This window comes from Nocardia sp. NPDC050412, from assembly GCF_044458825.1.
Classification (GTDB): domain Bacteria; phylum Actinomycetota; class Actinomycetes; order Mycobacteriales; family Mycobacteriaceae; genus Nocardia.
Map to the genome: position 1 here is coordinate 491,633 of NZ_JBITIJ010000002.1, position 11,366 is coordinate 502,998.

At 66.0% G+C, this 11,366-nt stretch carries 12 protein-coding genes; 7 read left to right on the forward strand and 5 right to left on the reverse strand.

What is annotated here, in order from left to right:
- Positions 1 to 22: 22 nt before the first annotated feature.
- Positions 23 to 703 (forward strand): O-methyltransferase, encoded by a 681-nt coding sequence (locus ACIBI6_RS06330; RefSeq protein ID WP_364347845.1) that lies wholly within the window; start codon positions 23 to 25, stop codon positions 701 to 703.
- A gap of 134 nt (positions 704 to 837) precedes the next feature.
- Here ACIBI6_RS06330 and ACIBI6_RS06335 read toward each other — a convergent pair whose 3' ends face one another.
- A complete protein-coding gene (locus ACIBI6_RS06335; protein ID WP_396955500.1) occupies positions 838 to 1,818 on the reverse strand; it encodes a zinc-binding dehydrogenase in 981 nt (326 codons plus the stop codon).
- A 57-nt stretch (positions 1,819 to 1,875) separates the two neighbouring features.
- Positions 1,876 to 2,553, reverse strand: a complete 678-nt coding sequence (locus tag ACIBI6_RS06340; RefSeq protein ID WP_364347839.1) for a TetR family transcriptional regulator — start codon at positions 2,551 to 2,553, stop codon at positions 1,876 to 1,878.
- Between the two features lie 90 nt (positions 2,554 to 2,643).
- Here ACIBI6_RS06340 and ACIBI6_RS06345 point away from each other — a divergent pair, with 90 nt between their 5' ends.
- The 3 genes from ACIBI6_RS06345 to ACIBI6_RS06355 are packed head-to-tail and all read left to right on the forward strand — an operon-like array spanning position 2,644 to position 5,513.
- A complete protein-coding gene (locus ACIBI6_RS06345; RefSeq protein ID WP_396955501.1) occupies positions 2,644 to 4,104 on the forward strand; it encodes an MFS transporter in 1,461 nt (486 codons plus the stop codon).
- 50 nt (positions 4,105 to 4,154) lie between these two features.
- The gene (locus tag ACIBI6_RS06350) at positions 4,155 to 4,574 is read left to right on the forward strand and encodes a hypothetical protein (protein ID WP_364347833.1); all 420 of its coding nucleotides are present in this window, start codon (positions 4,155 to 4,157) and stop codon (positions 4,572 to 4,574) included.
- A 27-nt stretch (positions 4,575 to 4,601) separates the two neighbouring features.
- Entirely contained in the window at positions 4,602 to 5,513 is a 912-nt protein-coding gene (locus ACIBI6_RS06355; RefSeq protein ID WP_364347830.1) for an SDR family NAD(P)-dependent oxidoreductase, read from the forward strand.
- Here ACIBI6_RS06355 and ACIBI6_RS06360 read toward each other — a convergent pair.
- A complete protein-coding gene (locus ACIBI6_RS06360) occupies positions 5,474 to 6,571 on the reverse strand; it encodes a 4Fe-4S binding protein (RefSeq protein ID WP_364347827.1) in 1,098 nt (365 codons plus the stop codon). The two genes, ACIBI6_RS06355 and ACIBI6_RS06360, sit on opposite strands and share 40 nt — an antisense overlap.
- A 251-nt stretch (positions 6,572 to 6,822) precedes the next feature.
- On the opposite strand from ACIBI6_RS06360, the gene ACIBI6_RS06365 reads away from it, so the two are divergent.
- From ACIBI6_RS06365 to ACIBI6_RS06375, 3 genes are read left to right on the forward strand one after another with little or no spacing between them, the layout of a single operon-like run.
- Positions 6,823 to 7,479, forward strand: a complete 657-nt coding sequence (locus tag ACIBI6_RS06365; protein WP_364347824.1) for an urease accessory UreF family protein — start codon at positions 6,823 to 6,825, stop codon at positions 7,477 to 7,479.
- A 41-nt stretch (positions 7,480 to 7,520) separates the two neighbouring features.
- Positions 7,521 to 8,237, forward strand: a complete 717-nt coding sequence (gene ureG / locus ACIBI6_RS06370; protein WP_364347821.1) for an urease accessory protein UreG — start codon at positions 7,521 to 7,523, stop codon at positions 8,235 to 8,237.
- A complete protein-coding gene (locus tag ACIBI6_RS06375) occupies positions 8,227 to 8,877 on the forward strand; it encodes an urease accessory protein UreD (protein WP_396955502.1) in 651 nt (216 codons plus the stop codon). The genes ureG and ACIBI6_RS06375 overlap by 11 nt, the downstream gene beginning before the upstream one ends.
- Positions 8,878 to 9,021: 144 nt before the next feature.
- On the opposite strand, the gene ACIBI6_RS06380 is transcribed toward ACIBI6_RS06375, so the two are convergent.
- Both ACIBI6_RS06380 and ACIBI6_RS06385 read right to left on the reverse strand, forming a co-directional pair.
- Positions 9,022 to 9,786, reverse strand: coding sequence for a hypothetical protein (locus ACIBI6_RS06380; protein WP_364347815.1), 765 nt, complete (start codon positions 9,784 to 9,786; stop codon positions 9,022 to 9,024).
- Positions 9,787 to 9,897: 111 nt separating this feature from the next.
- Complete coding sequence (locus ACIBI6_RS06385; RefSeq protein ID WP_364347812.1) at positions 9,898 to 11,340, reverse strand: NAD(P)/FAD-dependent oxidoreductase; 1,443 nt, start codon at positions 11,338 to 11,340, stop codon at positions 9,898 to 9,900.
- Positions 11,341 to 11,366: the final 26 nt, after the last annotated feature.

The following is an 11,366-nucleotide window of genomic DNA, read 5'->3' on the forward strand; positions in this document are numbered from 1 at the left end:
ACCCGGTGGCAGACTTCATGGCATGACGACGTTCGAGTGGGCCGACGTAGACAGCTTCATCGTGGACTCTCTGGTGGGAGGCGAGGATTCGACCGCGACGGTATTGGCCGCCAATGCGGCGGCCGGACTGCCTGCTATCGATGTATCGCCGGCGCAAGGGAAGTTCCTGCATCTGATAGCGCGGTCGATCGGGGCGCGGCGGGTGCTCGAAATCGGCACGCTCGGCGGCTACAGCACGATTTGGTTGGCGCGGGCGGTGGGGAAGGATGGCCAGGTCATCACCCTGGAATTCGAGCCGCGGCACGCGCGGGTGGCGCGGGAGAATCTGGATCGGGCCCAGGTCGGGGATCGGGTCGAGATCCGAGTGGGTGCGGCGCTGGACAGTCTGCCGGTGCTGGCGGAGGAGGATCCGGAGCCGTTCGATCTGGTGTTCATCGATGCCGACAAGGTCAACAATTCGAATTATGTGCTCTGGGCGCTGCGCTTGACCCGCCCGGGCTCGGTGATCATCGTCGACAATGTCGTGCGCAATGGCGCTGTCGCCGACGATCATTCGGACGATCCGGCGGTCCAGGCCAGCCGCGATCTGGTCGACCTGCTCGCCGCCGAACCCAGCCTCGACGCCACCATTGTGCAAACCGTCGGCAGCAAGGGTTGGGACGGTTTCGCTTACGCAGTGGTCAACGGTGAGGCCCTCGACTGAACACAGCCGCTCGGATCTCCGGTGCTCGGTTTCGCCGGAGATCCAGGCGTGGGGGCGGGGAATGGGCGTCATTGGATGGATCGAACAGCGGCGGGGTTGGGATTCCGCGCGCAGAACGATCCAGGTGGTCGCTCCTACGCCTGAAGCACCACCTTGCCGACGGTGCCCCGCGTCTCCAGCGCGCGGTGCGCCTCGGCCGCATCGGCAAGCGCGAAACGCTGGACCGCGGGCCGCATTCGACCTGCTGCGGCCTCGGCCATCGCCTTGTCTTCGAGGGGGCGCAGGTCGCCGTCCACGCGCTGGAGCATGCGCGGTCCGACGACCATTTCGGAGGTGATGTCGCGGGTGGCCAATTCCTCCTCCGAAAGCGATAGCGGAGCGCCGTCGGCCGCGCCATAGATCAGATGCTGACCGCCCTTGCCGAGCAGATCGACCGCCGCGCGGCTTATTTCGCCGCCGACTCCGTCGAACAACACAGTGGCCCTGCGGTCGCCGAGCTCGGCGCGTACCTGTTCGGGCCAGTCGGGGCGTAGGTAATCGATCGCGATATCCGCGCCATTACGTTGTACGAGTTCGACTTTCGCGGGCCCACCCGCCAGTCCGACCACCGTCGCCCCGACATTCTTCGCGTGTTGAACCAGCAGTGTCCCGATGCCGCCCGCAGCGGCGGTTACCAGCACAACGCTGTCCGGACCGAGTTCGGTGAACAATAAGATCCCCATAGTCGTTCGCCCGGTACCGACGATCGCGACCGCCTCCGCCGGATCGAGTTCGGCCGGAATCTCGTGCAACCGAGGGGTTTCCGTTACGGCCAACTCGGCATAGCCACCGGGGGCCTGACCGAGATGCGCGACCACTCGCTTTCCGAGCCAGGACGCATCGACGTCCGGACCGATTCGCGCCACAGTCCCGGCGACCTCACGACCCGGGATGGTCGGCAGCGCGGGCAGTGGATAGGGGCCGGGCGTGCCCCGGCGCAGCGCCGTATCGATGACGTGCACGCCCGCCGCCGCGACCCTGATGAGCACCTGCCCCGGCCCGGGCACCGGATCCGAAACCGTTTCGTAGCGCAGATTGTCGGCTGGCCCGAAGGCATGAAGGCGGATGGCGTGCACGGTGGCTCCTAATCGTCGGCGAACCAACCCACCCTGCGACCTGAACCGCCGTTCAGGTCAAGAGGTGGCGGACTTCGCGCACCGTGCCTCGAATCCATCGCAGAGCGCGGACAATCCGATATACAGCAAATCCTCCGAGGTCAGATCGCTGACACCACTGCCGTTCAGATCCGCGAGCGCGGGCGGTATGGGCAGTTGTGATTTTCCTTCCAGCAGCGCCCGCAGTCCGTTCGAGCCCTCCGGATTCATGCCTTTACGCGCGACCAGCGCACCGCTGATATGCGGCAGCGTGGCCCCGGAGATGTAGTTCCATACCGCGAAGGCCATGGTGGACGCCTCGCGGGTGGAGACATTCAGCTCGCGCAGCCCCTCGACCAGCCATGCGAAACAGGCCAGACCCTGCGGGCCGAAGCTGTAGCGGGGCATCGCGAAGGTGAGCAGCACCCACGGATGCTTCTGGTAGAGCGCCCAATCGATCTCTGCTGCGATGCGCACCCGGTCGCGCCAGGTCCAGTTCTCGCCCTCCGGTGACGGATACGGATTGCGGGCCGAGATCTCGTCGGTCATCAGCGCGAGCAGTTCGTCCTTGTTCGCGACGTGCCGGTACAGCGACATCGCGCCGACACCCAGCTGCTCGGCGATATGTCGCATGGACAACCCGTCCAAGCCCGCCTCGTCGGCAAGGGCGATCGCGGTATCGACAATGGCCGCTCGAGTGAGCTTGGGTTCGGTCATCCCATGACTCGCTTCCAGTTTTCAGACCGCATGCGTACACTGTACCCGGACTGATGCGTACACCGTACGCGACGCGGGAGAGGAATCGACATGACACAGGTGGAGGTCGCGCATGCGGCGGCGTCCGGTTCGCGGCGTGCTCGGCTCGGTCTGGCGGTATTGCTACTGCCGGTGCTGCTGGTGTCGATGGACATTTCGGTCCTTTTCCTTGCCATGCCGACGCTCACCCTAGATCTCGACCCGTCGGCCGCGCAGCAACTGTGGATTCTCGATATCTACGGGTTCCTCATCGCAGGCCTGCTGATCACCATGGGCAATCTCGGTGACCGGATCGGGCGGCGCAATATTCTGCTCGCTGGTGCGTCGGTATTCGGTATCGCATCGATCATGGCGGCCTTCGCGCCGAGCGCCGCGGTGCTGATCATCGCGCGGGCGCTGATGGGTATGGGCGGGGCGACGCTGCTTCCGTCGAGTTTGGCGCTGATCTCCAGTCTGTTCCCCAACGCCCGCGAACGCGCCGCCGCGATCGGTGTGTGGACCGCATTCTTCGCGGGCGGGTCCGCGGTCGGCCCGATCCTCGGTGGCGTGCTGCTGCACCACTTCTGGTGGGGCTCGGTATTTCTGATCAATATTGCGGTCCTGCTGATCCTGCTCGCCTTCGGTCCGTTCGTACTGCCGGAACATCGCGCCGGTGTTGTCGGTCCGCTGGATATTCCGAGTGTGCTGCTGTCCATCGGCGGCATTCTGCCGGTGGTGTACGCGGTGAAACAGATCGCGGCCGAAGGGTTCGATATCGAACCGCTCGTGATCGGACTCGTCGGTGCGGTGCTGCTCGCGATCTTCGTGCGGCGGCAGCGGCAGCTGGCCGAACCGCTGCTGGATCTGCGCCTGTTCCGGCGTGCGCAGTTCTCGGTCGCCATCGGCTCCAGCCTGGTCGGCATGATGTCGCTGGCGGCAATGAGCTACCTCACCAGCGTCTACCTGCAATCGGTGACCGGACGTGACCCGCTGGCGGCCGCGCTGCTCGGGATTCCGATGGCGATCGCGGTATTCGTGTGCTCGATGGGTGGTGCGCGGATCGGGCACACGCTCGGGGTGCGTCCCACCTTCGTGCTGGCGCTGCTGGCCTCGGCTATCGGCAATGTGATGCTGATCGGTGTCGGCGTGGACGGCGGTATCGCCTGGTACCTGGCGGGATCTACGATTGCGGGCATCGGTTACGGCTTGGCGTTCACCCTGGTGTCGGATGTGGCGGTGTCCTCGGTGCCGCCGGAGCGGGCCGGATCCGCGGTCGGGATCTCCGAGACCAGCTTCGAATTGGGCAATGCGCTCGGCCTCGCACTGCTGGGTTCGGTTGCGGCACTGGTCTTCCGGTCCGGTGGCGACTATGCGGACACGCTCGGTGAGACCGTCCAGCATGCGGGTGACAATTCCGCGCTGATCGATTCCGCACGCGAATCCTTTGTCTCCGGAATGCATGTCGCGACTTCGGTCGGCGCAGCGCTTTTGGTGGTGATGGCGGCGGTCGCCGCATTCGCACCACGGCGCTGACCGGCGCGCCTCCCTCGATTCGGATGGGCTTCGCGATATAATTAGATGTCATGATTTCGCATGACATCACCTCGATCGAGGGTTTCATCCGCAGCTACGACGAGATCGTCGCGACATCGGATTTCGCCGCACTGCCAAGCCTTTTCGAGCCAGTGATACTGGTGACCACCCCGACATCGAGTCGCTGTGTGAGCCGGGAGGAATTCGTGGCCGCCGCCCGAGCGCGGGCGTGCCAGTTCGATGCCGGGTCCGTGCCGCGCACCCGGCTGGTCGAGCAAACCACCTTCGAACTGGGCGGACACTGCTGGCTGACCTCGGCACGGTGGGCGCTGTCGCTCGGCGAACGGTCCCTCGACGTATACAGCGACTTCCTGGTGCGCCGTGCCGAAGACGGGTTGCGGATCGCGGCCTATCTGCCCCGACAAGATCTGCCCGAGCTGCTGCGTGCCTCGGCAAATGATCGCGAATAGGGCAGGTCGGCGCATACAGTCGGGAGGGTGAACGACACTCCCGCTTCGAGCAATGGCCGCCCGCTCGCGGAGCGGGTGGCGTCCTGGCTGCTGTACCCGACCTCCCGGCCGCGTGAGAAATCCCTGCGCGGGGAGGTCGCGGGCCGGACCGTGCTGGTGACCGGCGCGTCGCACGGCATCGGCAAGGCGAGCGCGCGCAAACTGGCCGCGGCCGGTGGGACGGTGCTGCTGGTAGCGCGCTCCGTCGACGCTCTGGAGCAGGTGGCGGCCGAGATCACCGCCGAGGGCGGCACCGCATGTGTGTACCCGACGGATATGACCGATATGGACGCCGTCGAAAAACTCGGGCGCGATCTACTGGCCGAACACGGCCATATCGATGTGCTGATCAATAACGCGGGCAAGTCGATTCGCCGCTCGATCGACGAATCCTACGACCGCTTCCATGATTTCACGCGCACCGTCGATGTGAACTATCTCGGGCCGGTCCGGCTGTTGCTCACCTTGCTGCCGAGTATGCGCGAACGCAAACAGGGTCATATCGTCAATATCTCCACCTGGGGCGTACTCATGCCGCCCGCCCCGCGGTGGGCGGCCTACGGTGCTTCCAAATCCGCGTTCGATGTCTGGTTGCGCAGTGCCGCAGCGGAAATAGCCGCCGACAAGGTGACAACGACCTCGATCTACATGCCACTCGTGCACACCAGGATGAGTGCGCCGACCGACTTCAGTCGCGTTCCCGGGCTGACCGTCGACGAAGCCTCCGATCTGGTCTGTCACGCCGTGGCCGCCAAGCCGCGCAAAATCGCGCCGTGGTGGTCGTCCGGAGTCCAGGCGTGGTCCGATCTGACCCGAGGACGGGCGCAGCGCTTCATGGAACGTGCGTTCCTCGCTGATCGTTATACGCCCGGTTTCCGGCGCGGACGCGGGCCGATCTGATCGAGCAGGACGTTGACCTCGTCCGGGAAGCCATTGGTCACCGCCTTCGCCGTCTTGTTCGGAAACCGGCGCGTGACGTGCTCCTGCGCGGCCGATCCCGGCAGGACGTAGACGGGTTCGGCCTTGTTCTGCAGCGGACGCACGACATCGTCGAGGTGGGTTTTGCGATCGTCGAGGTAGGCGCCGATCACATCCTCCCCGGCCGGGCAGACGGCCATGCAGTATCCGGCCTTGTAGTTGGGCTTGAACGACAGGCTCTGCCACATCGAGAATGATTCGCCGGTGGTGACGCGCTCGCGGTACTCGGCGGCGCTATCGCTGTCGGCGACGGTTTCGGCCCAATCGGTGAAGCCGCCCATGAACTCGCGGTAGTTGTGGGTATAGCAGGCCTGGAAATCGAAGCCGCCGTCATTGGTGATCGCGCCGACCGGACAGGCCGATACGCACAGCTTGCATTCCAGACACGGATTGAAATCCAGTGCGGCGCTCGGCTCGTCGATCACGGCATCGGTGACCACCGTGCCCAGCAGGATGAAATTGCCGAACTTCGGGTGAATCACGTTGCGGTGGATACCCATAACGCCCAATCCGGCCGCCTCGGCCACCACCTTGTGCGCGATCACCCAGATCCGACCCGGGAACTTGTCGACCTCCATCGGATATCCGGGCGCGGGGTAGACGGCGCGGTACCCGGCATCCTGCAGGGCCCTGGTAATGCGGCGCGATACCTCGTTGGTCTCGTCGTCGGCGTGGTTGAATTCGGTATTGGCCAGGCTGCGCATGGTGCTGCGCAGGTTGTCCCGGTTCATCCGGACACAGAAGGTTACGAATGTGCGTGCGGAGGGCAGGATTTCGCGCGCATGCTCGAGTTCGACCGCCACCCTCGGATCGTCGACCGGTACGAAGCCCACATCGTCGGCTCCCGCCGCGAGGCACAGCTCGCGCAGCCGCGCCGCATTCAGCACCGGATCCGGTGTCGTGCGCGCCATTTCGGTCACCCGCTTGACGGTCGGATGCTCCGCCAATCGTCGCTGTCCCGTTGATTCCTTATCAGTCATCGGCCCTCCTCATAACCGCGAGACCGTTACGGCCTCAGGAAGATAGACCGCGCGGATCCCCGAAACTCATCGCACTCCGGCGTGTCGCACGCATCCGACGGTGAGTCGTTGGCGGTAACGCGGTCGGGCGCACCGCGATGCCTTCAGACCCGGCGGTGTCAGGAGACATCCCGACCCCGCTCTGGTCCGAACATCATGTGTGGCCCGGTCGGGGTGAGGGAGCCCGACCGTGTCACGCATAGGATCGACGGGTGCGCGGATCGGATGCGGGGACCACGGGGTTGGCGACGCTGTTCGCGTTGGCGGACTCGCGCCTGCCGATCGGGGGGCATGTGCATTCCGGGGGAGTGGAGGAGGCGGTGGCGTCCGGGGTAGTGCGGGATGTCGCGACCGTTGAGCTGTATTTGCGGCGGCGGATCCGGACTTCCGGCCTGGTGGCGGCCTCGTTGGCGGCGGCGGTGTGTGCGGGGAAGTTGACCGCGGAGCGGGCCGAAGCCGAGGCGGATGCGCGGACACCGGCTCCGGCCGCGCGGGCAGCGTCGCGGGCACAGGGGCGCGGCTTGGTGCGGTTGGCGAAACAGGTTTGGCCAGGGAAGGATTGGACGGTTCTCGGTGTGCGGCCGCATCTGTCGACGGCCTTCGGTGTGGTCGGTCAGGTCTGCGGTGCGACTTCCGAGCAGGCCGCCGCGGTCGTCGTCTACACGACCATGACCGGCGCGGCGACCGCGGCACAGCGGTTACTGGCATTGGATCCCGCTGCGGTCGCAGCCTGCACGATCCGGCTCGGCGAACTCTGCGACCGGACCGCGGCCGCGGCCGCGGCCGAACTCGCCGCGCTCTCGGATCCGCTACAGGACGTACTCGCACAGCGACACCTCGTCCGCGATATGCCCCTGTTCGCGTCCTAGGCGCGCAATCGGCAAGGATAGAAGCGGAAAGGAGCACCGATATGCCACCCCACCTGATCGACGGCGAACCGCACGATCACTCGCATGACCGGCCCAAGCGTGAGCGCACGCCCGGCGAGGCGCTGCGCATCGGAATCGGCGGACCAGTCGGTTCGGGTAAGACCGCCCTGGTGGCTGCCCTATGCCGACAACTGCGTGACGAACTCTCGCTCGCGGTGCTGACCAACGACATCTACACCACCGAGGACGCCGATTTCCTGCGCCGCCACGCGGTGCTGCCGGATGAGCGGATCACCGCCGTGCAGACCGGCGGCTGCCCGCATACCGCCATCCGCGACGACATCACCGCGAATCTCGATGCCATCGACGATCTGATCGCGGCCAATCCGCCCCTGGATCTGATCCTGGTCGAATCCGGCGGCGACAATCTCACCGCCACGTTCTCCTCCGGCCTCATCGATGTACAGATCTTCGTCATCGATGTCGCGGGCGGCGACAAGGTGCCGCGCAAGGGCGGGCCCGGCGTGACGTTCTCGGACCTGCTGGTGATCAACAAAACCGATCTGGCCCCGCTGGTCGGCGCCGACCTCGACGTCATGGCACGCGATGCCGCGAAGGTACGCGAGGGCCGCCGCACGGCGATGATCTCGCTGACCGAGGATCCGGCCGCCACCGCGGTGCTCGCTTGGGTGCGCGAGCAACTGCGGGCCATCGCTGAACAGGACAAATCAGTCACCGAATCCGCTGTTGCGCACTGAGGTTCGCATTGTCGCGGCCGTCGGCGCACTGCCCGAGATCCACGCGAGCGGTGGCCTGGCGGCCCGGCGCACCGGTCCGGACACCGTCCACCTGATCGGCACTGCGGCCACCCCGCTCGGCGGCGATGAACTCGATATCGAGATCGTGGTCGGTGCGGGCGCACGGCTGGTCGTGCGCTCGGTCGCGGCCACCATCGCGCTACCGAGCATGCGCACGCCATTGTCGTTGGCGCACTGGCATTTCGACGTCGCGGGAGAGCTGGATTTCGATCCGGAGCCGACGATCGTGGCGGGCGGCGCGCACCACCACGCGGTGACCGAGGTGCGATTGACCCCCGACGCCCAGCTACGGCTGCGCGAACGCGTACAGATCGGGCGCACCGGCGAAGACGGCGGCGGTTGGCGCGGTGACCTGATCGCCGATATCGGCGCCCTGCCGCTGTTGCGGCATCGACTCGAACTCGGTGCGGGTAGTGCCACCGATGACAATCTCGCCGCACCGAGGGCATTGGACAGCGAACTCGTCTATCCGGACGACCGCCCCGTGGAAACCGACGGCCTGGTCGCGGCCCGCCTCCCTCTCGCTTTGGGCGGGTCCCTGTCCACCCGTACGGGACCGCTGCTCGTCAGTACGCGGTAGCTCCAGGTTCGCTGAGCGATGTGTCATCCATCACAGCGGGCTTTTACCCCGACCCACACGGTGTAGCGATGCACCGGGCGGGGGAATGAAAAGAGGTGGGAGCCCGACAACGTCGTCAGGTTCCCACCCCGGTTCGGCGTTCGATCAGTCGCCGACGACCCGCGAGGGCGCGTTGAACGCGTTGACCGCGCCGACGGCCGCACCGGCCGCCGCCCCGATGGCGGCCGCGGGGACCGTGATCACGGCCGCACCGAAGCTCGCCCCGAGCATCGGACCCGCAACCATGCCCACCGGCACGAACGGAAGTCCGAAGACCAGTCCCAGCGCACCCCCGACCAGCGCGGAGGTCGCCGCGACCGGGATAGCCGCCCCCGCCCCCGCCATGGCACCCATCGCGGCGGTGCCGATGGTTTGTCCAGCGATCCGGTCGGAACGACTGCGCTCCATGCCGATCGAATCGAGGAATGTCGCCAGATTGGCCTCGGCCGTCGCCGAGTTGTCGTTGATCTGGATCGCCTGCTCCTGGTTGATCCAATCCGGTGCGTCGATGACGACGTCACCGAAGCGGAACTTCCCGGGTGGCGGGGCGATCGGCGGTACCGGAGCCACGGGGCCGGGGCCGTGCAGCACACCGACGGGGGCGAGGTACTTCTTCTCCGGAGCGGGACGCGACCATTGCAGTGAGCTCTTGGTGTCGTCCGGGATGTGCAGACCCTCGTACGGCATCGCATTCGGGGCGTCGGCCGCAGGCCACTGCTCCGGCTGGGTCACCGTATTCGACTGTGCAGGCTCGGCATTCGCGGTGCCGGTGCCCACCAGCGCCAGAACGAGCGGTACCGCACCCGCCGCGACCATCGTCCCCATCTTCTGCCGCTGCGGGTTAGGAGCTCTGTGCTTGCCTGTCCCCATACATCGCCTTTCATCCGGAGAAATGTCATCCCACATTCGGATTCGAGGCACGCTCGGATGGGTGCGAACTTACGAAGCAGAGAGATTACTGATAATTAGCTGACTGTAAGGCTAGCCCACCTTGCGGTCAGCCGCCTTCTCAGTACGCGCGGCTGCCTTCCCATTCTCCGCGGGCGGCGCCCCCAGCGCCGCCGCGAGTTCGTCGGCATCCTGCTGATCGGCCTGTACCGCCTCCACCGCGAGCCGGGCGAAGACCCACTGCTCGGTGGCCGCCATCTGCCCGCGGGTGCGGCCGAGGAAGGTCACGAACCACTGGATGACCGTGATGATCCGGCTGCGGTAGCCGACCAGGTAGTACAGGTGCAGCGCGAGCCAGGCCAGCCAGGCGATGAATCCGCCGAACTCCAGCTTGCCGACCTGGCAGACAGCGCTGAAACGCGACACCGTCGCCATGCTGCCCTTGTTGAAGTACTTGAACGGCTTGCGGTCCTGCGGCGCTTGGCCCTCGAGTCCGGCCTTGATCTGCTTGGCCGCATAGGTCGCGCCCTGGATCGCGCCCTGCGCCTGACCTGGCACATTCGGCACCGACATCAGGTCGCCGACCACGAAGACATTCGGATGGCCCTTGATGGTCAGATCGGGTTCGACGATCACGCGTCCGGCGCGGTCGGTTTCGGTGCCGTCGGAGCGTTCGGCGAGCATCTTGCCCAGCGGGCTGGCCTGCACACCGGCCGACCACACCTTGCACGAGGATTCGATGCGGCGCACCGTACCGTCGGCATCCTTGACCGTGACACCGTGCGCGTCGACATTGGTGACCATGGCGTTGAGCTGAATCTCCACGCCCATCTTCTCCAGTCGCCGCTTGGCCTTACCGCCCAGCTTCGGACCCATCGGGCCCAGTACCGCACCCGCGCCCTCGACCAGGATCACCCTGGCGTCGCGCGGATCGATGTTGTGGAAGGTGCCCTCCAGGGTGCGATCGGCCAGTTCGGCGATCTGACCGGCCAATTCGACACCGGTGGGTCCGGCGCCGATCACCACGAAGGTGAGCAGCCGGTCCCGCACGTCCTGGGTGACCGCAAGTTCGGCGCCTTCGAATGCGCCCAGGATGCGCGCGCGTAGCTCCAGCGCGTCGTCGATGGTCTTCATACCGGGGGCGTAGGTGGCGAACTGGTCGTTACCGAAGTAGGACTGCTGCGCGCCGGTCGCCACGATCAGGCTGTCGAACGAGGTGATGGTGTTTGTGTTGAGCAGTTGCGAGGTGACCGTTTTGTGCTCGAGGTCGATATCGATGACATCGCCGAGCAGCACCTGGGCGTTCTTCTGCTTGCGCAGCACCAGCCGGGTCGCGGGGGCGATCTCGCCGACCGACAGGATGCCGGTGGCGACCTGGTAGAGCAGCGGCTGGAACAGATGGGTCGAGGTCTTGGAGATCAAGGTGACGTCGACGTCGGCATGCTTGAGGTGCTTGGTACCGAACAAGCCGCCGAATCCGGAGCCGATCACCACCACCCGATGGCGATGGTTCTCCTCGACAGACTGAGTGCTCATCGTCGGTGCTCCTCAAACCTGGGGTG

What these genes read in the sequence shown, in the direction of transcription:
- ACIBI6_RS06350 (WP_364347833.1), top strand. Translation starts at nt 4,155, where the DNA reads ATGATTTCGCATGACATCACCTCGATCGAGGGTTTCATCCGCAGCTAC.
- ACIBI6_RS06340 (WP_364347839.1), bottom strand. Translation starts at nt 2,553, where the DNA reads ATGACCGAACCCAAGCTCACTCGAGCGGCCATTGTCGATACCGCGATC.
- ACIBI6_RS06385 (WP_364347812.1), bottom strand. Translation starts at nt 11,340, where the DNA reads ATGAGCACTCAGTCTGTCGAGGAGAACCATCGCCATCGGGTGGTGGTG.
- ACIBI6_RS06345 (WP_396955501.1), top strand. Translation starts at nt 2,644, where the DNA reads ATGACACAGGTGGAGGTCGCGCATGCGGCGGCGTCCGGTTCGCGGCGT.
- ACIBI6_RS06380 (WP_364347815.1), bottom strand. Translation starts at nt 9,786, where the DNA reads ATGGGGACAGGCAAGCACAGAGCTCCTAACCCGCAGCGGCAGAAGATG.
- ACIBI6_RS06330 (WP_364347845.1), top strand. Translation starts at nt 23, where the DNA reads ATGACGACGTTCGAGTGGGCCGACGTAGACAGCTTCATCGTGGACTCT.
- ACIBI6_RS06360 (WP_364347827.1), bottom strand. Translation starts at nt 6,571, where the DNA reads ATGACTGATAAGGAATCAACGGGACAGCGACGATTGGCGGAGCATCCG.
- ureG (WP_364347821.1), top strand. Translation starts at nt 7,521, where the DNA reads ATGCCACCCCACCTGATCGACGGCGAACCGCACGATCACTCGCATGAC.